Origin of the sequence: Streptococcus sp. SGI.013 (assembly GCF_050315295.1) — a bacterium.
In the GTDB taxonomy this organism is placed as follows: Bacteria; Bacillota; Bacilli; order Lactobacillales; family Streptococcaceae; genus Streptococcus; species Streptococcus porcorum.
The window spans coordinates 50,345-72,156 of sequence record NZ_JBNPOS010000007.1 but is presented as its reverse complement, the minus strand read 5'-3'; the positions used below and the strand labels follow the sequence as shown (position 1 = coordinate 72,156).

Here is a 21,812-nt window from a genome sequence, read left to right as displayed (position 1 = left end):
TAATCTACAGTTAATGATATATTATGAGTAGAAAGTCCAAAATAGCTACTAGAACGATATGTCGTATATGGTTCCTAGCCTCATTCTTTTTATACACTTCCATTATATACTAATTAATAAAATTAAACTAAGAAAAATAAACTATCATCTGAGGTTACCTAGAGAATATATTACGCAGCAATCAACACTACATATAATAGTGATAGATAAACAATCTAGAGGTATTCGCTATGAAAAAACTTGTAAAGCATCACTTAGTTTTATTATTAGATATCTGGCACTAGTTTTAGCAAAGCTAATCAGCGTTGGAGGAACCTTATTGACACCCTTAAGACCCTTAAGCAAGTTCTTTACCGTGATGTCCATCCTATATCTTCTTAGTTTCCTACTATTGTTACGAGTCATTATTGAGCAACTATGAGGGGGAAACTTCGCGATATTAAGTTTGGCTTTGAATTACCTAGTCCTTACTAGTTGGCGGGCACAATCCTTTTTCCTCTGTTGCTTTACACTTGTCTTTACTTGGTTGACAGTCGTATTTACATTGCAGACAAGGTAGTTGAACGGATTATTACGGCTGGATTAGTCGCTCCTATCATCGAAGAGTTGCTATTTCGAGGCTTTTATGTCGAGGTATTAACAGAAAATTACTCTAAAAGAGTAGCTATCTGAGGAACCTCTCTCCTATTTGCCTTAGGGCATCTCTCCTATGACTAACTTACAAATCCTCTTAGGAGGAATCCTATTTAGCCTACTACTATTTTTAGCTAATGAGCGCTCTAAAATACTCACTATCTTGTTGCATATGGTTTTGAATATGGTTACGATCTGCATCAAATTTGATAATAAATCTGATTTATTCGGAGGTAGTTTTAGTATTGATGTTTCCTATATCACCATTTAATGTTTGGATTAGCTAGTTTACTGACAGTTATCATCCGTAAGACAAACAGGACAGATGCCATACGCTAAAGTTCGATGATGATCCTATCTATAATATCACCAAATGGGCAAATATCTAGCATCACTTCTCAGAGCTCACTTTATTTTTTATTGGTGTACACCAATAAAAAATCATGCACCACAACGGCTAAAAAAAGGAGAGAAGCTTGTGGCCTAACTTTAAGCTTTCTTTAGGGTTTATTTAACCTTAGTTTTAGGTTTTATCGCTAAACTGGGTTTAAGAAATCAGTGAATGAGGTTAAAAACATAATGAAATCTAAAAAATTCTTATATTCAGGGCTGACGCTACTCAGCATGGCAACCCTAACAGCATGTTCTCTTGGGACAAACTCAACAAGTACTAGTGGGCAAAATGTTACTGCAACTAGTTCAAGCTCAACGGCAACAACTGTAACATCTGATATTGACTGGGATAGCCTACCAACCAAAAATGTTACGCTATCAAGCGATACGCTTAATATCACAGAAGCAGGAACTTATGTTCTTTCTGGTGAGACGACCGCAGGTGTAACTGTCAATACTAGCGGTAATGTTCGTATTATCTTAGCTGGAGCGACCATTTCAAGTTCTGACAGCGCTGCAATCAATGTCGAAGCAGCTGAAAATGTTGAAATTGAACTCAAAGATGGAACAGAGAATACTGTTAAAGACGCCAATTCACACAGCAATACCGATATTGAAGGAGCCATTCATTCTGAGGCCAATCTTATCGTATCTGGATCTGGTAGCCTAAAAGTCGAAGCTAACTATCAAGACGGGATTGTTTCAACAGACAATCTTACTATCAATGGTGGGAACATCACCGTAACAGCAGCTGATGATGCGATTCGTGGTAAAGACTCTGTTACCATCAACGGTGGTACCTTAAACTTAACCGCTACAGGTGATGGCATCAAGTCTAACAATGATGAGGATACCTCAAAAGGTAATGTCACCATCACAAATGGTAATATTACGGTCAAAGCTGGTGATGATGGAATAAAAGCAGAGTCTAGCTTAGTGATTGATGGTGGAGATATCAAGGTCAGCGAAAGTGCTGAGGCTCTTGAGGGAACTAATATTACCATCAATGGCGGTACGATTGATGCTTATGCAACCGACGATGGCATCAATGCTGCGAGTGACGTGACAGGTGCTGATATCTTCATCAAGGTGACAGGTGGAGATATTAAAGTTGAAGTGGGTGAGGGAGATACTGATGGCTTTGATGCTAATGGTGATATCTACATCTCAGGTGGTACCATAGCAGTCACAGCTCAGTCAGCCTTTGACTTTGATGGTACTGCAGAATTAACAGGTGGTACTGTTACCGTAAATGGTGAACAAATCACAGAAATTACTGCTACAGGACCTGGTGCTGGTGGTCACGGCGGTGCTGCACCTGGCGGTAACGCACCTGGTGGCTGGTAACAACTAAGAAAAACCAAGGAAGCTTAAAAGCTTCCTCGGTTTTTTGTTTTCAAAAATAAGACTTCATTGACTACTTAGACCCTTTTTCAAACTTTTCCATAAGCCTACATCATCCGTCTGTAAAATCAATCCAGCATAGGATTTACCGATTAAAATGATCAAACCAAGAGTTGTCAGGGTTAATACAATCAAGGAAATGATACTCTCTACTGTTGTCGCAAAGCCATTCATCAAACGAATCGGCATAAAGAAAGTAGAGGTAAAAGGAAGATAAGATCCTACCTGTAAGAAAACACTATCCGATGAACCTTGACCTAAAGTCATCGCTCCAAAGAAACAGGCAATGACGATATACATGATGGGCTGGATAGCTTTATTCACATCCTCTTGTCGTACAACTAAAGAACCTGAGAGTGCTGCTAACACCACATAAAGTAAGAGTCCAAAGCCGACAAAGAACATCATAGACCAATCTAAATTCTCAAACACTGCCTTAATCAAAGGCTCGATGCTTTGCACCATCTCCTTAGTGCCCTCTGTATGATCCAATACTTTATAAGTTGCCGCTCCTCCGAGAAGATAAATTCCTAGATGTGTCGTGATAACTAGAAAAATCCCTAAAATACGACCATAAAAGTAAAGTGGAGCAGGCACACTTGAGAAGATAACCTCCATGATTTTTGTGCCTTTTTCACTGGCAATCTCCTGTGCAGTCAGACCAGCATAAGTCAAAATCATCATGTAAAGCATAAAAACAAGACCAAAGAAGGCAATATACTTCCCTGCTTCTGCTAATTCCTGTCCTTTGACCAACTGTTCCTTATAAACGGGCTGTTGAGTTAGAGTCGTGAGCTGTTCTTGACTAAGCCCTGCTTGTTGGACATTAGAAGCTTGTTGTAAACCTTGAAGAATCTGGTCCACTCGAACTTTCATCTCACCTGACAGGGACGTTTTACCATGATAAATCGCTTCTATGATACCATTGTTTATTTCTACTTCTAGATAAGCTGCAATTTTTTCCTGATCAAAAGCAGAGCGCGCCTTTTCTATACTAGAGTACGACAAAGTGATGTCTTCTACACTTTTAAAAGCCTTCGTCACTTCGTTGCTAGAGCTAACGAGAGCCACCTTATCTTGATTAGCAGCTGACTGATCTGTCAGGTAACCCACACCTGCTGAAATAAAAATAAAGATAAAAGGTGACACCACCATAAAAAAGAAGGTCCATGATTTTACTTGTCTAAGATAGGTTTCTTTTGCAACTAACAGCAATTGTTTCATTTGACTTCCTCCGATTTCAATTTAAAGATTTCATCAATGGTTGGTGCTTGCTGGTCAAAGGTTGCAAGATATTTTCCTTGACTAATCGTATCAAAAAGTTCCTCACCAGCTCTTTCATCATCTAGTAACAAGCGCCATTTTCCTTGATTGGTTGCTTCAACTGCTAAAACATGAGGCAGATTTTCAAGGCGCTCCTTAGGAATATCTGAGGAGACAAACAAACGTGTCCGTCCAAATTGTAGGCGAATATCCTGAATCGCACCATCTAAGACAATCTGTCCGTTGTGAATCATCAAAAGTTGATCACAAAGCTCCTCAACATTAGTCATGACGTGGTCTGAAAAGATGATAGTTGTTCCCCTTTCTTTTTCCTCTAAAATCACGCGCTTAAGCAGGGCTGTATTAACAGGATCAAGGCCAGAAAAGGGTTCATCAAGAATGATTAAACTTGGTTCATGAATCAGTGTCACAATTAACTGGATTTTTTGCTGGTTTCCTTTGGATAAGCTTTTAATCTTATCGGTCACTTTTCCCTTAACCTCAAGTTTTTCCATCCAAATCGGCAACTTTTCTGCAACCTCTTTACTCGTCATACCTTTTAGGTTAGCCAGATAGCGGACTTGTTCAAAAACCGTCAACTTGGGCATCAGACTACGCTCCTCAGGAAGATAGCCCACTTTCTGATAGTCTTGTGTCCCAAAAGCTTGACCATCTAGCTCAATTGTTCCCTCATATGACACAAAACGCAACAGAGAGTGGAAAAATGTCGTCTTACCAGCACCATTTTTTCCCACCAAACCACAAATGCTTCCTGATGGAATGGCAAAAGAAATGGTTTTTAAAACATCTTTTGAACCATAACTTTTAGATAATTGCGATACTTTAAGCATATTCTAACCTCCTTTTTAAATATTATATACTTAAATAACAACGCTTTCAATAGCCTATTCATAAAAACATTTATGACAGGTGCTATACTCTGGTAACAAGACACAAGAAAACACCCCTTTTCAACAGGAGCGTTTTTCTTGTACCTCATTAAAAGAGGCTAGCGCTAAGATTCCCAAAAATTTTTGATGAGATAAGACTTATCATTAGCTATAGATGTAAACCGTGTTTTTCATGCTCTGTTTGATCTTGATCTATCTCAAGTGCCAGTAACTGAATGTGATGAGAAGATAGACAAGTATAAATTTGCTCTTTAACAGCTTGATCAGTAAGGTGACTGGTTTTACAAATGTGTACTACCGCTTGATGATTTAAACCATCTGAGGTCCAGACATTTAATTGATTAAGGTTTTCAACCCCTTCTAAATCTAAAAGCTCTGCTTCTAAGCTGACGAAGTCTAACTCTTTTGGTGTCGCATTTAAAAATAATTTGCCATTGTCCCAAAATTTGGGCACTGCTTTTGACAAGATAAAAGCTGAGATCACTAAAGATAAGAGAGGATCAAGGAAATACCAGTCTGTAAAACGTAACACAATAGAGACCAGAATAACAGCTAACCAGCCTAAGATGTCTTCTAAAAAGTGCAGGCTTAAAATGGCTTCATTTACTGTTTTTCCCTTATGCACCACCAAACTCGCCAACACATTAATTATGATAGCAATGACACCTAAAATCAACATGCCTTCTTTATTAACCACTTCAGGGTGAAATAACTTGGGAAAATTTTCGACAATTAAGAAAACAGAGCCTAAGATCAAAATACTTGAAGTTATCATTGCTCCTAACAGACTAAAACGCTTGTAGCCTAAACTAAAGTTCTGATCAGCCCTTTTATCCGACATTCTCTCTGTTACAAAAGATAAGCCAATCGCTAAAGCGTCTCCAAAATCATGGACTGCATCTGCTAAAATGGCACTGGATTTAAATAAAAGACCAAAAATCAACTCAATGATTGAAAATACTAAATTTAAGAGAAAAGCTATAAATACATTTCGTCTAGCCATCTTCCTACTCCTTTTGTATAATAGTAACAACTTTACTCCCTTATTATCCTAAAAAAAGTGAAAGGAAAATAGAGGCAAAACAAATACTCTGTTCATTTCTGAACATATTGCCTCATTTGTACAGATATGGATCGTCGTGTAAAAAAAACAAAAGAGGCTATCTACACCTCCTTTACTAGCCTACTCAATCAAAAAAGCTATGATGAGCTGACTGTTCAAGAAATTATCAATCTTGCGGATGTCGGACGAAGTACCTTTTATGCCCATTTTGACAGCAAAGAAATGTTGCTTGAGCACCTGTGTCGTGATCTCTTTCACCATACCTTTGAGCAAAAAGAAAATGACCTAGAAGGGCTAATTAGCCATATTCTAAGCCATTTCTATCGCAATCAGGACAAGGTTGCCAGTCTCTTGCTCTCAAGAAATCTCTACTTTATGAACCGCCTCAAACATGAACTGGATAAACACCTCTTTCCCCTCTTTTTAGAAAAAATACAAGGTGAACGAGCGAACTTGCCTGAGGAGCTTTTAAAACATCAGATTAGCTCTGCTTTTATTGAAAGTACGATATGGTGGCTCAAGCAAAGACAGACCATTAGCCCAGAGGAGCTTAGTCAATATCTTTTAGCTTGGATTTGCCCTCAGAATTAAAGTAAGTTTTTTAACCCTAGTAAAAATGTCACATTGACCTCGTGAGTTGACATAGCTATACGAATATAGCGAGAATCTAAGCCCACAAAATCAGAACCATCTCTAACTTGAATACCCTCAGCCGCCAATTGCTCTTTTGCATTTTCTAGCCCTGTATTGATCAATAAATAATTGGTCTGACTAGGGAAGACTTGTGCGCCTAGGGCTTTTAAAGATTGGATAAGAAAGTCACGCTCATGCTCCAACAAAGCATAAGTCTCCTCCATATAAGTTTCATCTTCTAAAGCTAATATGGAGGCTCTTTGTGCCACACTAGAAGTTGCAAACAACTGACCTGATTGACCCAAAGCCGTCAATAGCTCCCGATTACCAGAAATCGCAAACCCTAAACGAAAACCTGCCATCGCATAGGTTTTACTAAAGCCATCAAAAACAATACAATGCTGGCTCTGACTCGCTATCGTTTTTAAGGAAATAGCGTTCCAAGATGGTAAAAATTCTATGAAACTTTCGTCAATTACAAGAAGAACATCTTCTTTTTGGCACTTTTCATGGATTTTTTTTAATAATCCCATCTCGATAACCTGACCAGTTGGATTATTGGGATGACCTAACACCATGACATCCAGATCTGATTTAATCGCATCTAAGACTGATTCATTCAAGATAAACTGATCTTCTGCCTTTAGGAAATAGCGTTCTAATTGACAGCCTGCTTCTTGTAAAACATTAGCATACTCTTCATAAGTTGGTTCAATGATAAGAGCTGACTTGGGAGCACGCGCCAAGACCAAACGCCAAATCAAATCATCCACTCCACTACCACAAAAAATGAACTGGGGCGAGATGGTGTACTTTTCAGATAGCTTCTGACGCAAAAAGAGCGCTTCTCTATCTGGATAATGGTCTCCTTGCTCCAAAATATAACTACTATAATTTCTAACACGCTTTGGTAATCCTAAAGGATTGGTATTGACTGAAACATTAAGCATCTCTTCCTCCTATTTCCTCATTAAAACCCTATTTTGACTCCTAGCAATGACAAATGATAATAAAAAGAAACTCACAATTGTTCCTTCTCGAACAAAAAGCGGAAGATGAAAACAAACACTTATCGCCACTGAGCCTAAAATACTCAAAAAATCCACTCCATAGCGGTAAAATGAAAAACTAAACCGCGTTTGCCCTTCTAGCAATTGACAAACCTTTTCAATAGGAAATTGCAACACGCCATAAGCAATAACGTGACCAATTCCATAACCTACTAAACTTGTTCCGAGAATAAACATTAAAAAATCAAAGATATAGGAATGGATAGCTAGCTGACTAAGCACAGTGTAGGTGAAAAAATTGATCACATACCCAAAACCAAACAAACTCAGCACCATCAGAAAATAATTTCGCCAGCTCCTTTTTTGATCTAGTAAAAGACAGACTAATAAAAATAATAAATTAATTCCTGTTGTAATGACACCAATCGTTATCCTCGAACTCTCAGATAGAGCAACATTAAAAGAGTTAAAACTACTCACCCCGATACCTGCTTTAATGGTCAGACTGACCCCTAAAGCTGACAGAGTATAATACCACAGAGAAAGCCAGACCAGTTTTAAGGACACCGCTATCAACTCCTTTTTTAGTATGATTATTATTATAAAGATTTTATGATAAAATAAATATGCTAAATCTCACACTTGGGAGAGAAAAAATGAAAAAAATTTCCTATAAAGGACAATACCATTTGCCAAAAGAGCTACCTAAAGTAGTCCTTGACCAATCCTTTTTAACAAGCTACTCACATGGAGAGCAAATCCATCAAGCAAATACACCCTTAGATTATCTCTTTTTTATGATCAAAGGAAAAGGCAAAATCCTTCTGACGCAAGAAAATGGAAAAACCACAATCATCCAATTTATTCACCAAAATGATTGGATTGGAGAGTTAACCATTTTAGGCGCAGAGACCGAGACACGAGAAATTCGCTCCATCGGACACACAATCTGTCTGGCTATTCCTATGTCAGTAGTAACAGCTTATCTTCTCAATGATATTACTTTTATTAGACTGATGGGAGCTTATGCTGGGCATAAACTGGTGAGTCGAACCATGCATTTTTCTAAGAACCAAAACTATATCTTAAAACATCGCTTAGCTAGTTTTATTTTAGAAGTCAGCTCTGATAACCTCTATCAAGAAAATCATATGCAAGTGGCAGAATATCTAGGCGTGAGCTACCGCCACCTTTTGCACACCTTTAAAGATTTTCGACAAGAAGGACTCGTCACCAAAGTGGGATACCAGTGCTTTAAGATCAACCTAACAGAGATTGAAAAACTGGCTATCCAAGATCCTAATTAATTTGTGAAAAGGCTTACATTTTTATATTTTATTTGTTATACTCTTATGGTAGAGGGATTTGATTCCCAATCAACTAAAAAGAGGATTTTGATGTGGCAAAAGAACAAGACACACTAATTTACAACATTGACAAAAGCATCAAGAAAAAGGCTGATTTGATTAACTGCCATTACTGGGCTTATGCTGTACGTTCGATTATGGCAAGTGTCTATTTAGCTTTGGGACTAGCAATCTCAGCCTATAGCGCTGACAAACTTAATCATATCGTTGAAGGACTCGGCAAGTTTAGCTATGGCTTGATGTTTGGTTGGTGTTTAGTGATGATTTTATACATGAATGCTGAACTTGGGACATCTAATATGATGTATATGACCTCAGCCATTCATAGAAAAGTCATCCCAACCCGAACAGCCCTTAAAATTTTAGCAACCTGTATCTTCTTTAACTTTATTGGTGCAGTTATTGTCTGCTTCTTACTCTCTTACACAACTCCCTATCAAATTGGCCATGTTGCACCTGATAGTTATCTGATTGAAGCCAGTATTGCTAAATTAGCTAAATCACCTCTCACACAATTTGTGGAAGGAATCTTTGCCAATATCGTTGTTAATATCGCTGTTTTTGTGACCATGCGGATGAAAGATGATGCTGGACGTGTCATTTCTCTTATCTTTATTATCTTTATCTTTGCTTTTTTAGGTTTTGAGCACGTTATTGCAAACTTTTCAACCTTCTCGCTAGCCTTTTTCTCAAATGGAGGACCTGTTGAGGGCATGACATTGGGTTCTATTCTATCTAACTTCTTTTTCTCAGGACTTGGTAACTATGTTGGAGGCGGTCTCTTAATCGGCTTACTTTATAGTTGGTTAAGTAATAAATCAGATCTTTACATTGACTAAATCAAAAAAGTCTGTAGAAAGTACTTCTATTTGAAGAATTTTCTACAGGCTTTTTCCTATTCTAAAATATATAAAAATTTTATATATAAAGTCTTGACTTTTTCTCCTAATAGGTATATATTTTATATATAAAATAATTATATATAAAATTTTTTACACAAGGAGGTGGGATTATGTATTTTCCAGTCCCCTCACTCTTAACAGAGTTTCTTATCCTCGCCATCGTTGAAAAAAAGGCATCTTATGGCTATGAGATTAGCCAGACCGTTAAGCTCGTAGCTGATATCAAGGAATCAACCCTCTACCCTATTTTAAAAAAATTAGAAAAAAGTGGTTACTTAAGCACCTACTCCGAAGAACATCAAGGGCGAAAACGCAAGTACTACACTATCACCAGCTCTGGGCACGCGCAACTGGATTTTTTAAAAACAGAGTGGAGCAACTACAGCCATACTATTACAGATATTATCGAAGGGAGATTAAGACATGAAAAAGACTGAGTATCTAGCTCAACTAGAAAAATACCTAAAAAAATTACCTCACGAAGACTATTTAGAAGCCATGGAATATTTTAATGAATATTTTGATGAAGCTGGACCTGAAGCAGAAGAGGCTGTCATCGCAGAGTTAGGCACTCCAAAAGAAGCCGCTCATGAGCTTATCACCAATCTCCTTGATAAACAATTTGACCAGCAGGTAGAAACACCAAAGCGCAGTCCTAAAGAAATTGTTAGTCTCATTATCTTGGCCATTCTAGCTGCACCAGTTGCTTTTCCTCTTGCCATCTCTATCTTAGCTATTAGTTTTGCTTTTATTGTTGCCATCTTAGCCGTCCTTTTTGCGCTTCTAATGACTGGATTAGGCTTTATCATTACAAGTGGGGTGACTTTTTACGAAACGCTCACTAATCTTTCTGGAGCTAGCTCAAGCCTAGCCTTTGGTATTGGCATTAGCCTTGGTTTACTTGGTGGAGGTATCTTACTCACTCTCATCACCATCACCTTGGGGAAATGGACTGGGCGACTTACTGTCAAAGGACTAAGAGCAGCTTTTAAAGGAGGCAAATAACATGAAATTTAAAAAACTTTGGATTACCGCACTCCTTCTCTGCCTATCAGGAGCAGTCTTAACCACTATGGGGCTGTCAGGAGGAGCTTTAAAAGAACTTGAGAAAACTTATATCACAACAAAACGACAAGACATCACCTTAGAGAAGTTCAAACACTTAGACATTCAACTAAAAAATCAAGGTCTTTGGATTGTTCCTTCTGACGATGATCAGGTACATCTTGAGTACTATCAAGATACCAAACAAAGCCAGAAACCTATCCAGTACCAGTTAACAAATGGTAAGCTGACCTTAACAGATACCCTCACTGAGTTTTCCGGCATACATGTGGCTAATCTAAAAGATTGGGTTCGTTCACTCTCAAATCCCTATCAAAATCAACCTTACACCATCATGCTCTCCATTCCCAAATCCATGACTCTTGATACTATTAAAGCCCAGTCACAAACTGGTGAGATCTCAATTGATCAAGTCAATGTGAAAAATCTTACTATTACTAGCCAAGATGGTAGTGTCATATTGGGGGCAATCCAGCCAGAAACCACACAAATCAAAACGCAAACAGGTGCCATCTCCCTTTCTAAAACCAAACTAACTCAACCCATTCTAGAAAGTATCGATGGAGAAATATCAGATTATGGTAGCCATTTCACACAGGCTCAATTCAAAACACAAACTGCTGAGATTTACCTAGACCAGTCCCTATTTAAAGGTCAGACGGCTATCGCTAGCACTGATGGTAATATCACCCTTCAATTGTCAGAAAACCAAGAATCTCAAACACACATTTCAGCTACTAGCACTGATTTCGGGCAAGTTTCTATTCCTAAAAGTTACGCGAATAACACAAATTCAAGTACCACATTAGATTTAAAAACCGATACAGGAGATATTACCGTTAACCCTAGCTACAGTGAGAACGACGAGTAAAAAGAAACAGGCATGAACCTGAGCTTTAAGTGATTGAGCTTTGCTTTATCCATTCTCTTTTTAACCTTTAACAGCTATGTTCTGAAATTTTACACAAACTATGAAAAAATGCTAGCGTCAGTTAGCATTTTTTTAAAACAATAAAAGACTAATAAGCGCCAAAATAGCAGGTCCACCTTGTGTCAGAATAATTTTCTTATTAGCAGTCAAAGCCCCATAGATTGCGGCTAAAATCACAAAAAGTAAGAAAATCGTCACAATTTCTTTAGGTTGAGTAGAGAAATAAATCCCATAAAGTAAAAATAATGCCACTAAGCCATTATAAATCCCTTGATTTTTAAAGAGATTGTTAACAGAGGCACGTGATAACTCCTCTTTGGACATATTAAAAACACGACTTGTGCTATCAGATTGCGTCGCAATCGTTTCTAAATACATAATATAAAAATGCTCAACAGCAACGACAGTTGCTAAAATAATAGTAATCATTGACATTAGTTTTTTTCTCCTTTTAAATACTCTATGTCCTCTAATCCATTGACTAACTTATTAAGTAGTCTAGATAGCTCTACTTTTTCATCATCCGACAGGATGTGCTCCATCTCTTCTTTTATTTGTAGATGGTGTTCAGGCGGGGAAAGACTTAAATCACGCTTAGCTTTATCAGTAGCATAGACAATCATCTCCCTTTGGTTTTTAGGATTCCGTACTTTTTGAACATAACCTCGCTCCTCTAAAATTTTCATGTGTCGCGTAATGGCTGCACGATCAATCTGTAATAAATCCTCTAACGTTTTTTGGCTACAAGGCTCATGAGCTAATAATTCCTCTAAAAGCTGATAACGCGTTAAACTAATAGCCAGTCTCTCTTCGAATAACTGACTGATCTGTTGTTCACTGACTTTTATTTGATATAAAAGTTTGGGAATAGCCGTCATTTTTCTCCCTCCTTTTGTTGATTTATCAATTGTTGATGAATCAATTATACTATTTAAAAAGAAAAAAGCAAGACTTTCATCTTACTTTTATGAATTTTTTTTGCTTTGACGGTTGTAAAGCCCTGCTCCTAATACGATGAATAGTAGCATAAATAAGCCCAATACTAAAAACTCTTGTCCAGCCTGACCTGTCATTGAAATCGTTTGACGTAATCCAGCTACCGAATAACTCATGGGTAAGAAAGGATTAATCATTTGGAAGAATTTATCAGTCAGAGGCAAAGGGTATGTCCCTGCACAAGAAGCTAACTGTAACAACAACAAGATAATTGACGCAAAAGCACCAAAACGTTCATGCCAAGTATAAAGAGCTGTGACCATTGCCATAAAAGTACAACTAGCCAAAACAGTTAACAGATAGGTTTGCCACTCATGATTAGCTGTTAGGCCAATCAAATGGACAGCAAAGTATAAAATGGTCCCAGCTAAAACAGCTATCACGCCATTGACAGCAAGTTTACGAGAAATCCAATCAAGGCGTCCCTTAGGCTCTTTTCCAGATACTGTTTTTGTAAAAATCATGTTACTTGATAAGGCCGCAACCATTAAAGCTACTGACATCATATAAGGCGCCATTCCAACACCATTTGTTTTGACCTGATCTGTATCGGTGTGGTTTAACGTAACAGGACTAGAGAGGCTAGAAGCATTGTCATCATTAGTTGACACTGTTGACAACTTATCATTAGCACTTGTCAATCCACTCGCTAAAGAAGCAGTTCCCGTGTTTAAACGAGATAAACCATTCATCAAGCTTAAGCCCCCTTGAGCTAACTGAGAAGATCCTGATGAAATTTGACTAGCACCCGAACTTAATTGACCAGCACCATCAACCAATTGTGAAGATTTGCTATTTAATGTCGTTGCACCTTCCTCAAGTTGACTAGCACCTGTAACCAGCTGACTACTATTACTTGATAATTGACTAGCACCTTGTGAAAGTGTCGAAACAGCAGAAGTATAACGCTCTACACCTACTTGAAGTTGATTGGCACCTTCACTAAGCTGATTTTGGAGAGTCTCTACTCCGCCTGCGACTTGTTGGCTTCCTGGAACCAATTGTCCAGATAAAGCTGACGAAATTTGTGTCAATCCACTTGACAAACTTGTCAAACTACTTGAAGCAGCGGGTAGTACTTGGTTTGCTACTCCTTGCAACTGATTAAGACCCGCTTGTTGACTAGAAGTGTCAATAGACGACAAGGTAGATTGTAAACTAGAGACTTGACTCAAAATAGACTGTGCTTCACTTGCTAAAGAACTCCCACCTCCTAGAGCAGAAGTTAATTCAGCTTGCTTATCTGGTGAAAGTGATTGATAAGCTGAAGTAGCCTGAACCTTAGCTAGTGCAGAAGACTCCTCTGAGGCAGAACTTGCAATAGCTTGAGCACTTGCGGCAATGGCTGATAAATAACCTGATACATCAGGCAAGTTTGTTGTCTGAGAACCCAATCCCTGAATACTCGTGTTGAGTTGTTCCAATCCTTGGCTAAGTTGACTAATTTGAGAACTTTGACTTTCTGACAAACCAACTTGACTTGACAGACTGGTTAAGCCAGCTGTCAATTGATTAGCACCATCTACCAAGGTTTGAATCTGGCTCGATGCAGCACTTAGCTGATTAACACCGTTAAGCAAATTAGCTGACTGAGCATCTAGCTGACTAGCACCACTAGCTAATTGATCGACACCATTTGTATAACTGGCAATACCTGAGCTAAGACTGGCAGATCCTGAAGCTAATTGCGAAACACCTGCTGTGTATTGTCCTAAGCCCACTGATAAGCTTTCTGCCCCATCCGAGAAAGTCAAACTCGAACTTGCTAACTGATTTAAATTATCAGATAATGTTTGACTACCATCTGATAGCTGTTTAGAACCATCTTCTAATTGCTGGCTGCCTTTGCTAGCTTCTTCCAACCCATCTGATAATTGAGAAACATTTTTAAAAAGACTACTAGTATAGGTGTAGCTGATATTTTTAGCAACACTGTCTTTTAATTTGCTCATCGCTGTTTCAGCCATCTTACTTGCCACAAAACTGTGTCCTTTTGATGTTTGATAAGAAATGGTCATTTTTTCAGGATGATCAGTTAATAAACTAGCTGCATTTTGAGAGAGATCTTTGGGAAGAGTAACCACCATAAAGTAGGTTCCTTCTTGCAAACCTTTTTCTGCCTTTGATGCGCTGACAAAATGATAGTCCAAAGCCTTATTTTTAGACATATTATCTACCATATCATCACCAATGCTCAATTTTTTCCCTTGATAAGTGGCTACCTTATCTTGGTTTACAACTGCAACAGGTAACTGACTCACTTTTCCATAAGGATCCCACATCGAACTTAGAAAAATAATATTATATAAAGCTGGTATCAATGCTAAACCGAGCATCGTCACCCATAGCATCGGTTTTTTTAGAATTGCTCTCCATTCTTCTAGCATAATTTCTCCCTTTTTAGACATATTGTCTAATTTTTTGATATAATCATATTATACGATTTCATTATGATATTACAATATAAAAACTTTATTTTTAGACATAGTGTATAAAACTGTCTACAAGGAGAAAAGATGACCGAAGAGAACAGAAAACAACGCACAAAAAAAGCCTTAGAAAAGGCTATGGCCAATTTACTCAAACAGCAAAGCTTTGATAACATTACCACCACTAAATTAGTGCAAACAGCAAAAATTAGTCGCTCAAGCTTCTACACGCATTATAGAGACAAGTATGAGATGATTGAGCAATACCAACAGACTGTATTTGCTAACATTGAATATATCTTTGATAAGCACGATTTAGATAAAGAAGCTATTATGTTAGAGGTTTTTGATTACTTAAACAGAGAAGAATTATTAGCTGCCCTTCTCTCTCACAATGGAACACGTGAAATCAAAACATTTATACGACACAAATTGCAAATCCTCCTCACCAGAGACCTACGTTATCGTTTCTCAACAGAAGAGCGCTCTGAATTAGAAGAACTATATAGCGGTATCTACTTTAGTCACGCTATATTTGGGGTCTGCCAAAAATGGATTGCTCGAGGAAAAAAAGAATCCCCTCAAGAAATCACCAAACTCTTACTTCAACTCCTTGGTAAATAACAAATTCACTAGTTTTAGTATGCCTAAATAAAGGAAATTTAGGTCATTCTAATCGCACACATATTAAATTTACTCCAGTAAAAAAGCATCCGAAAGATGCTTTTTTATCATATTATCGCTTCTACTAATCTTGAAATGTTATATTTTCCCACTCTAAGTTTTTACTAACATAATAATTGGAATAATAGGATGACTGATTTTCAGAAACAACATAATATCCTGCTTTTAGTTGAGAATGTTCAATTTTTTTAGCATGATCTTCAAAATAAGAAATATCAGAATCAGTTGAAATATGCAGGGTGGTAGAACCCATACTAAAATATTTAAAGGGGTCTAAGGTATTAATCCCCAAAACAGGTGCTGCACCATTTTTATTCGCCTCTTGTAGATCTTTTTTTAATTCTTGGTTGAGATCAGAAACATTGGCTGAGAAGGCCTCACCAGACCATTCGTCAATCTCTACTTTAACATTTTCTAAGCCTGAGGCTTCTAACGACTGTTCAAGAGAGCGTCGGTACAAATCCATTTTCTCATTTTTAAATAAGGCAACATCAAAAAACTCGCTAAAAAGTTGGCTATCTCGCTCATACGAGTCTGAGTAATGTCCTGTATATAAATCAACAATTTCATTATAAGTATAGGTTGGCTCTTTCTTATTCTTGTCAATTCCAATAACGAAATGGTAGGTCATTTTACTCTGTCCAACCTTTTCTGTATAAGTATAACTCATTCTTTGATTATGTAGATTGGATTGATTCTCCAAGTGACTAATTTCCCCTTTAAAACCTGCCTTTTTATAAATAACAGGAACTCTTTTAGAACTGATTTCATAGGGAACACTTAAGGTACTATCATAAGCATAAAACAAACTAGCAATCGTACCAAGAAAAATCACTGAATATACAACACACACTGTAATAAACAGATACTTCGCTATCTTTTGAATCCTATCTTTTAACAACATAGCATCTTCCTTCACATTTCTTTCATCCTCATATAATTCGTAGGTTTTCACAATCTCAACTTTTACTAGCTTTAACCCAGTAGACTTATAAGTTCTTGTAAGACAAAGCAAAAAGCCCACTGTTGTAGGCTTTTTGTAAGATATATCTTAAAATTAAAGCATTTTGTTGTAGAATTCAACGACAAGTGCTTCGTTGATTTCTGGGTGGATTTCATCACGTTCTGGAAGACGAGTAAGAGATCCTTCAAGTTTTTCAGCATCAAATGATACAAATGCTGGACGTCCAAGTGTTGCTTCAACTGCTTCAAGAATTGCTGGTACTTTAGCTGATTTTTCACGAACTGAAATCACTTGACCAACTTCAACACGATATGATGGAATATCAACACGTTTACCATCTACAAGGATGTGACCATGGTTAACAAATTGACGAGCTTGACGACGAGTAGTTGCAAGACCAAGACGGTAAACAACGTTGTCCAAACGACGCTCTAAAAGAGTCATAAAGTTGAAACCAAGAGTTCCACCTTTAACTTTTGAAGCTTGTACGAATAAGTTACGGAATTGTTTTTCACCCATACCGTAAGTGAAACGTAATTTTTGCTTCTCAGCTAATTGCAAACCGTATTCTGAAAGTTTTGAACGGTTGTTTGGTCCATGTTGACCTGGAACGTAGTTACGACGAGCAAGTTCTTTACCTGTACCTGTAAGAGACAAACCTAAACGACGGGCTTGTTTCCATGATGGTCCTGTATAACGTGACATAAAAATGTCCTCCTAAAAATAATATAATTTGTAGGAAATAACGTCTTAGAAGATCCTGATTCGTGCAGGAAATCTTCGCCTAAACAGCAAAGGTTACTTTTCTAGCTGACTTCCTGTTGACGAGCTTCATATCTTCCTGCTGTTATTTCACACAAATTACATTCTATCATATACCGAGATATTTGTAAAGTTCTATCTCCTCTAATTTAGAGTAGTTTTTTAAAATTAGGCTGATTTTCCTTTATATTAAGCTCCATCAGCATAACTTTTTCAGCCTTTGGTACATGAAAAAACAGTCCAGTGGACTGTTTTTTTAATCAAAATATCTAATTAGTGTTTTTTCTGTTAAAATATCTGAATATGTATATGACTCTACATAAGTATTATCAATAGCACCAGGAATGGCAGCTTCATCTCGATACTCTACAATAAATAAAGAAGGATAAACTTCAATTAAGCGACCAACCTTGGTCTTTTCACGCTTACGGCCATTTTCTAGGGTCAACTCAACCTCTTGTCCCTCATGGTTTTTTATATCTTCCTTTATTTTCTTCATCTTAGCAACATCTGAAAATGCATCACTCATCTTTTTCTCCTATCTTTCTTCAAATTGTGCAATGCTAGAAAACTTGTTATATTCTTTTTGGAACATTAATTTGACTGTTCCTCGGGCACCAGCACGGTTTTTTTCCAAAATAACTTCAATTGTATTATCTACCACATGATCTGGATCATCTTTATCACTACGATCATAATAATCATCACGATATAAAAAAGCTACGATATCGGCATCTTGTTCAATTGACCCTGATTCTCGAATATCTGATAAAACTGGTCGCTTATCTTGGCGTTGCTCCACTCCACGTGACAATTGGCTCAGCGCAATCACAGGAACACGTAATTCTTTGGCCAAAATTTTAAGTTGTCGGGAGATATCAGAAACTTCTTGTTGACGATTTTCTGGCTTTGTCCCAGTAATCAGTTGTAAATAATCAATGACAATTAAACCTAGACCACCCACTTCTTTTTCTAATTTACGCGCTCTAGCACGGATTTCAGTAATCTTTATCCCTGGAGTATCATCGATATAGATCGGAGCTTCTGCCAAGTTCCCCTGTGCAATGGTCAAACTTTGCCACTCCTCCTCTGTTAACTGCCCTGTTCGTAAGTGATGAGCGTCAACAAGACCTTCAGATGCCAACATACGATCAACCAGACTTTCTTTTCCCATTTCCAAAGAAAATATAGCCACAGGTTGTCTCATTTTAGTCCCAACATTTTGAGCGATATTCAACACAAAAGCAGTCTTACCGACAGCTGGACGTGCCGCTAGAATAATCAACTGATCAGGGTGTAAACCTGTTGTAATCTTATCTAAATCTCTGAATCCTGTCGGTAATCCAGTGACATCAGATGTTTGTTGAGCTCGAATTTCTAAATTTTCATAGTTGATGGCTAACACTTCTGAGATTTTACTAAAGCCACTCTTATTGCTTTTCTCATTGATATCAATCAGAGATTTCTCTGCCCCTGATATAATATCCTCTGAGGGTGTTGTCGCATCATAAGCTTGGTTGACAGATTCTGTCAACTTACTAATGATGTTGCGCAACATTGCTTTTTCTGCAACAATCTTAGCATAATATTCTGCATTGGCACTTGTAGGCACGCTATTGACAATCTCTAAAAGATAAGTCATACCTCCAATATTCTGTAAATCATCTTGATTACTTAAAATTGTTCGAATTGTCAAAGCATCAATCGCATCATCACGTTCGCTTAGAGTAATCATCGCTTCAAAGATGATCCTATGTGCGTACTTATAAAAATCCTTAGGCTCAATGTATTCTCGTACCGTAATTAACTTATCAGGTGATATAAATATAGACCCCAAAACAGACTGCTCTGCCAGTAAATCTTGAGGCGGAATACGGACATCAAGTGTCTGTTCAGACAAGCTTGTCACCTCCTAATCATTTCATAAGTTTACGCTTGGTTGACACGTATATTGATAACCCCTTCAACCTCTTTATGGATTTTCACCGGAACATCAATTAATCCAATAGCACGAATAGGTTGTTCAACCTTAATATGACGCTTATCAAGCTTAATCCCAAATTGCTTAGCCAATTCTTCAGCAATTTTCTTAGCGGTAATAGACCCAAAGGTTCTACCATCAGGACCAACTTTTTCTGTAAACTGAACTAGGGTTTCCTCTTTTTCCAACAAGGCTTTGATTTCTTTAGCTTCTGCTAGCAACTCTGCTTCTGCTTTCTCTTGAGACTTTTGTTTACCACGCAATTCTCCAATTGCTTGACTGGTTGCCTCTTTGGCAAGATTTTTCTTAATAAGGAAATTTTGAGCATATCCTGTTGGAACTTCTTTTACTTCTCCTTTTTTTCCTTTACCTTTAACATCTTGTAAAAAAATAACTTTCATTTTTATGACTCCTTATATTGATAATCTGATCTTATCTTTGTTACTAATATCTCTCGAACTTGCTCAATCGTCTCGCCGTCAATCTGACAGGCAGCTAAATTAAAGTGACCGCCGCCACCAAGATCTTCCATAATCCTTTGGACATTGATTTTACTTCGACTTCGAGCTGAAATGGCGACTTGCCCTCTATTATTACGTGTCAGGACAAAACTAGCTTCTATTCCTGACATCTCTAGCATCGTGTCTGCTGCTTTGCTAGCAATGACATTAGTGTAAACTTTATCATCATGACCACTTGCAACAATAATATTAGGAACGATACGCTCTCCTTGTAAAATTAATTCATTAATTGAACGGTATTCTTCAAAGTCAACAGCCGAGATATTTTGAATTTCCACACTATCACTGCCATTAGCCCTAAGATAACTGGCGACATCAAAGGTGCGACTAGTGACACGTGTCGTAAAATTCTTCGTGTCAAGCATAATTCCTGCCATCAAAACGCTAGCCTGTACCTTACTAAGCTTGTTGGTATGTGCATTTTGAAATTGGATTAACTCCGTCACTAACTCACTGGCACTACTAGCACCACTTTCTATAAACGTCAATACAGCCTGACTTGGAAAGTCTTTATCGCGTCTATGGTGGTCCACCACAATAACCTGCGTGAATTTCCTGTAAAATTCCTCTGAGAGTGTTAATTGGATTTTAGAATGATCAACCATAATGAGTAAGGATTCTTTGGTTACCTTACTCATGGCATCTTCCACTGTTATAAGATGACTTTTGGCATCGGCCATCAAACGTCCTAAGGCTTTTCTAATATCTGAAGTTAATTCGTTTGGATTATAAACAGTGTAAACTTTGTCAATGATATTAGAAGCAAAAAAATCCATCCCCACAGCAGATCCTAAAGCATCCATATCTAAATTTCTATGACCAACAATAAAAACAGAATCCACGGATCTGATACGATCAGAAATTGCAGTCATCATCGCTCGAGTTCGAGTTCGAGAGCGTTTAACCGTTGACACAGTACCACCACCAAAGTAAAGTAACTCTTTGTGCTCTCCAACTTCTTTGACAACAGCTTGATCCCCGCCTCTAACTAGGGCCATATTGAGATTTTCCAAAGCTACTCTGCCAATCGTATCGTGTTGATGATCGCCATAAGAAACCCCTATACTCAGGGTTAAAGGAAGATTTTGCTCTTGCGAAGCATTTCTAAATTGCTCTATTAGGGCAAATTTTCCATTAATTAAATCATCTAAGACACCGTAAGACGTGAAAAAATAGAATCGGTCCATATTAACCCGTCTATAAAAAATATCCTTTGATTTAGAAAAGCTTGAAATAAAATTGGCAATGAAACTATTGATTTGAGAAACTTCCGCATCTGATAATTCTTCAGTCAAATCATCGTAATTATCTATAGAAATAATCCCAATAACTGGTCTTGCAAACCTTAACTGAGTGCTAACCTTAGCATCAACAGTGCTATCAAAAAAATAAAATAAACCAGATGACTCATCTAAATTCGTCAGATAGTAATTTTTTCCAACTCTAATGCGCTGATTACTGGCATTGGCACGTTTACTTTTAATCAAGCGGCTAATGCTTTGACTATTAAATTTACCGTCATCATCAGAAAATATGAGCTGAGCATAGGGATTAAACCACTCCACTGCATAAGTCTCTGGATGGAATTTAATGACGCCAACAGGCATGGTATCTAATAAGTTTTTTAAACTAACCTCTGTCTCATCATTAAGGCGTTCTATTTGCTCAATTTCATTCCACTCATATGTTATTTTTTGATAGTAAAGCAAATAAATTAATGTTGCTAGGGCTAAAAAAACAACAAAAAGAAGACCTATCTTTGAAGATATTATCAAGCTAAAAATTGCTACGATACCAAACAAAATCATACCAATCATGATCAACTGAATGGTGTCAAAACGAATCTTTTTCATTTATCTAACCTCTTAACTAGCAATTATAACATAAAATTGCCTTAAAA

23 protein-coding genes are annotated in these 21,812 nt (G+C 37.5%); 9 read left to right on the top strand and 14 right to left on the bottom strand.

All coding sequences use genetic code 11. From position 1 onward, the window contains the following. Positions 1-522 precede the first annotated feature (522 nt). Positions 523-672: a CPBP family intramembrane glutamic endopeptidase gene (locus tag ACQRDX_RS03275; RefSeq protein ID WP_427894219.1), complete on the top strand. Its 150-nt coding sequence runs from the start codon at positions 523-525 to the stop codon at positions 670-672. A 540-nt stretch (positions 673-1,212) separates the two neighbouring features. Beyond that, entirely contained in the window at positions 1,213-2,373 is a 1,161-nt protein-coding gene (locus tag ACQRDX_RS03270; RefSeq protein ID WP_427894217.1) for a carbohydrate-binding domain-containing protein, read from the top strand. 63 nt (positions 2,374-2,436) lie between these two features. Here the strand turns inward: ACQRDX_RS03270 and ACQRDX_RS03265 are convergent, their stop codons facing one another. The 3 genes from ACQRDX_RS03265 to ACQRDX_RS03255 all read right to left on the bottom strand — a co-directional run bounded on the left by ACQRDX_RS03265 (position 2,437) and on the right by ACQRDX_RS03255 (position 5,607). Beyond that, a complete protein-coding gene (locus ACQRDX_RS03265; RefSeq protein WP_427894215.1) occupies positions 2,437-3,654 on the bottom strand; it encodes an ABC transporter permease in 1,218 nt (405 codons plus the stop codon). Next, entirely contained in the window at positions 3,651-4,544 is an 894-nt protein-coding gene (locus ACQRDX_RS03260; RefSeq protein WP_427894213.1) for an ABC transporter ATP-binding protein, read from the bottom strand. Before ACQRDX_RS03260 ends, ACQRDX_RS03265 begins: the two co-directional genes overlap by 4 nt. Before the next feature lie 208 nt (positions 4,545-4,752). Next, positions 4,753-5,607, bottom strand: coding sequence for a cation diffusion facilitator family transporter (locus ACQRDX_RS03255; protein ID WP_354367191.1), 855 nt, complete (start codon positions 5,605-5,607; stop codon positions 4,753-4,755). Positions 5,608-5,733: 126 nt separating this feature from the next. Between ACQRDX_RS03255 and ACQRDX_RS03250 the strand changes: the two genes are divergently transcribed. Continuing rightward, on the top strand, positions 5,734-6,258 hold the full coding sequence (locus ACQRDX_RS03250) for a TetR/AcrR family transcriptional regulator (RefSeq protein WP_354367189.1): 525 nt from the start codon (positions 5,734-5,736) through the stop codon (positions 6,256-6,258). Here ACQRDX_RS03250 and ACQRDX_RS03245 read toward each other — a convergent pair. Next, positions 6,255-7,250, bottom strand: a complete 996-nt coding sequence (locus ACQRDX_RS03245) for a pyridoxal phosphate-dependent aminotransferase (RefSeq protein WP_427894210.1) — start codon at positions 7,248-7,250, stop codon at positions 6,255-6,257. The genes ACQRDX_RS03250 and ACQRDX_RS03245 overlap by 4 nt on opposite strands. Before the next feature lie 9 nt (positions 7,251-7,259). Then, positions 7,260-7,877 carry a hypothetical protein gene (locus tag ACQRDX_RS03240; RefSeq protein WP_427894208.1) on the bottom strand — a complete coding sequence of 206 codons (618 nt, stop codon included), beginning with the start codon at positions 7,875-7,877 and terminating at the stop codon, positions 7,260-7,262. An 89-nt stretch (positions 7,878-7,966) separates the two neighbouring features. Here ACQRDX_RS03240 and ACQRDX_RS03235 point away from each other — a divergent pair, with 89 nt between their 5' ends. From ACQRDX_RS03235 to ACQRDX_RS03215, 5 genes are all read left to right on the top strand, one after another. Further along, positions 7,967-8,617 (top strand): cyclic nucleotide-binding domain-containing protein, encoded by a 651-nt coding sequence (locus ACQRDX_RS03235; protein WP_427894206.1) that lies wholly within the window; start codon positions 7,967-7,969, stop codon positions 8,615-8,617. 92 nt (positions 8,618-8,709) lie between these two features. Continuing rightward, complete coding sequence (locus ACQRDX_RS03230; RefSeq protein WP_354367181.1) at positions 8,710-9,516, top strand: formate/nitrite transporter family protein; 807 nt, start codon at positions 8,710-8,712, stop codon at positions 9,514-9,516. Positions 9,517-9,689: 173 nt separating this feature from the next. Then, complete coding sequence (locus ACQRDX_RS03225; RefSeq protein WP_354367179.1) at positions 9,690-10,016, top strand: PadR family transcriptional regulator; 327 nt, start codon at positions 9,690-9,692, stop codon at positions 10,014-10,016. Continuing rightward, positions 10,003-10,584 carry a DUF1700 domain-containing protein gene (locus ACQRDX_RS03220; RefSeq protein ID WP_354367177.1) on the top strand — a complete coding sequence of 194 codons (582 nt, stop codon included), beginning with the start codon at positions 10,003-10,005 and terminating at the stop codon, positions 10,582-10,584. The genes ACQRDX_RS03225 and ACQRDX_RS03220 overlap by 14 nt, the downstream gene beginning before the upstream one ends. Position 10,585: 1 nt before the next feature. Next, a complete protein-coding gene (locus ACQRDX_RS03215; protein WP_427894203.1) occupies positions 10,586-11,515 on the top strand; it encodes a DUF4097 family beta strand repeat-containing protein in 930 nt (309 codons plus the stop codon). 132 nt (positions 11,516-11,647) lie between these two features. Here the strand turns inward: ACQRDX_RS03215 and ACQRDX_RS03210 are convergent, their stop codons facing one another. The 3 genes from ACQRDX_RS03210 to ACQRDX_RS03200 form a co-directional block, all read right to left on the bottom strand. Next, the gene (locus tag ACQRDX_RS03210) at positions 11,648-12,010 is read right to left on the bottom strand and encodes a DUF1304 domain-containing protein (RefSeq protein ID WP_427894201.1); all 363 of its coding nucleotides are present in this window, start codon (positions 12,008-12,010) and stop codon (positions 11,648-11,650) included. Then, positions 12,010-12,453, bottom strand: coding sequence for a MarR family winged helix-turn-helix transcriptional regulator (locus tag ACQRDX_RS03205; RefSeq protein WP_354367171.1), 444 nt, complete (start codon positions 12,451-12,453; stop codon positions 12,010-12,012). The genes ACQRDX_RS03210 and ACQRDX_RS03205 overlap by 1 nt, the downstream gene beginning before the upstream one ends. Positions 12,454-12,540: 87 nt before the next feature. After that, positions 12,541-14,958, bottom strand: a complete 2,418-nt coding sequence (locus ACQRDX_RS03200; protein ID WP_427894198.1) for a YhgE/Pip family protein — start codon at positions 14,956-14,958, stop codon at positions 12,541-12,543. 129 nt (positions 14,959-15,087) lie between these two features. Between ACQRDX_RS03200 and ACQRDX_RS03195 the strand changes: the two genes are divergently transcribed. Continuing rightward, positions 15,088-15,624, top strand: a complete 537-nt coding sequence (locus ACQRDX_RS03195) for a TetR/AcrR family transcriptional regulator (RefSeq protein WP_427894196.1) — start codon at positions 15,088-15,090, stop codon at positions 15,622-15,624. Between the two features lie 124 nt (positions 15,625-15,748). Here ACQRDX_RS03195 and ACQRDX_RS03190 read toward each other — a convergent pair whose 3' ends face one another. From ACQRDX_RS03190 to ACQRDX_RS03165, 6 genes are all read right to left on the bottom strand, one after another. Then, positions 15,749-16,639, bottom strand: a complete 891-nt coding sequence (locus tag ACQRDX_RS03190; protein WP_427894194.1) for a hypothetical protein — start codon at positions 16,637-16,639, stop codon at positions 15,749-15,751. A 102-nt stretch (positions 16,640-16,741) separates the two neighbouring features. Continuing rightward, on the bottom strand, positions 16,742-17,353 hold the full coding sequence (rpsD, locus tag ACQRDX_RS03185; RefSeq protein ID WP_354367163.1) for a 30S ribosomal protein S4: 612 nt from the start codon (positions 17,351-17,353) through the stop codon (positions 16,742-16,744). 313 nt (positions 17,354-17,666) lie between these two features. Next, positions 17,667-17,939 (bottom strand): Veg family protein, encoded by a 273-nt coding sequence (locus ACQRDX_RS03180; RefSeq protein WP_427894192.1) that lies wholly within the window; start codon positions 17,937-17,939, stop codon positions 17,667-17,669. A 9-nt stretch (positions 17,940-17,948) separates the two neighbouring features. Then, positions 17,949-19,310, bottom strand: a complete 1,362-nt coding sequence (gene dnaB, locus ACQRDX_RS03175; RefSeq protein WP_427894190.1) for a replicative DNA helicase — start codon at positions 19,308-19,310, stop codon at positions 17,949-17,951. A gap of 29 nt (positions 19,311-19,339) precedes the next feature. After that, positions 19,340-19,792, bottom strand: a complete 453-nt coding sequence (gene rplI, locus ACQRDX_RS03170; protein ID WP_354367157.1) for a 50S ribosomal protein L9 — start codon at positions 19,790-19,792, stop codon at positions 19,340-19,342. Between the two features lie 2 nt (positions 19,793-19,794). Further along, positions 19,795-21,765: a DHH family phosphoesterase gene (locus ACQRDX_RS03165; RefSeq protein WP_427894187.1), complete on the bottom strand. Its 1,971-nt coding sequence runs from the start codon at positions 21,763-21,765 to the stop codon at positions 19,795-19,797. Positions 21,766-21,812 lie beyond the last annotated feature (47 nt).

Coding starts and splice junctions, on each gene's coding strand:
- ACQRDX_RS03270 (WP_427894217.1), top strand. CDS start 1,213: ATGAAATCTAAAAAATTCTTATATTCAGGGCTGACGCTACTCAGCATG.
- ACQRDX_RS03265 (WP_427894215.1), bottom strand. CDS start 3,654: ATGAAACAATTGCTGTTAGTTGCAAAAGAAACCTATCTTAGACAAGTA.
- ACQRDX_RS03260 (WP_427894213.1), bottom strand. CDS start 4,544: ATGCTTAAAGTATCGCAATTATCTAAAAGTTATGGTTCAAAAGATGTT.
- ACQRDX_RS03255 (WP_354367191.1), bottom strand. CDS start 5,607: ATGGCTAGACGAAATGTATTTATAGCTTTTCTCTTAAATTTAGTATTT.
- ACQRDX_RS03250 (WP_354367189.1), top strand. CDS start 5,734: ATGGATCGTCGTGTAAAAAAAACAAAAGAGGCTATCTACACCTCCTTT.
- ACQRDX_RS03245 (WP_427894210.1), bottom strand. CDS start 7,250: ATGCTTAATGTTTCAGTCAATACCAATCCTTTAGGATTACCAAAGCGT.
- ACQRDX_RS03235 (WP_427894206.1), top strand. CDS start 7,967: ATGAAAAAAATTTCCTATAAAGGACAATACCATTTGCCAAAAGAGCTA.
- ACQRDX_RS03225 (WP_354367179.1), top strand. CDS start 9,690: ATGTATTTTCCAGTCCCCTCACTCTTAACAGAGTTTCTTATCCTCGCC.
- ACQRDX_RS03220 (WP_354367177.1), top strand. CDS start 10,003: ATGAAAAAGACTGAGTATCTAGCTCAACTAGAAAAATACCTAAAAAAA.
- ACQRDX_RS03215 (WP_427894203.1), top strand. CDS start 10,586: ATGAAATTTAAAAAACTTTGGATTACCGCACTCCTTCTCTGCCTATCA.
- ACQRDX_RS03210 (WP_427894201.1), bottom strand. CDS start 12,010: ATGTCAATGATTACTATTATTTTAGCAACTGTCGTTGCTGTTGAGCAT.
- ACQRDX_RS03205 (WP_354367171.1), bottom strand. CDS start 12,453: ATGACGGCTATTCCCAAACTTTTATATCAAATAAAAGTCAGTGAACAA.
- ACQRDX_RS03200 (WP_427894198.1), bottom strand. CDS start 14,958: ATGCTAGAAGAATGGAGAGCAATTCTAAAAAAACCGATGCTATGGGTG.
- ACQRDX_RS03195 (WP_427894196.1), top strand. CDS start 15,088: ATGACCGAAGAGAACAGAAAACAACGCACAAAAAAAGCCTTAGAAAAG.
- rpsD (WP_354367163.1), bottom strand. CDS start 17,353: ATGTCACGTTATACAGGACCATCATGGAAACAAGCCCGTCGTTTAGGT.
- ACQRDX_RS03180 (WP_427894192.1), bottom strand. CDS start 17,939: ATGAGTGATGCATTTTCAGATGTTGCTAAGATGAAGAAAATAAAGGAA.
- rplI (WP_354367157.1), bottom strand. CDS start 19,792: ATGAAAGTTATTTTTTTACAAGATGTTAAAGGTAAAGGAAAAAAAGGA.
- ACQRDX_RS03165 (WP_427894187.1), bottom strand. CDS start 21,765: ATGAAAAAGATTCGTTTTGACACCATTCAGTTGATCATGATTGGTATG.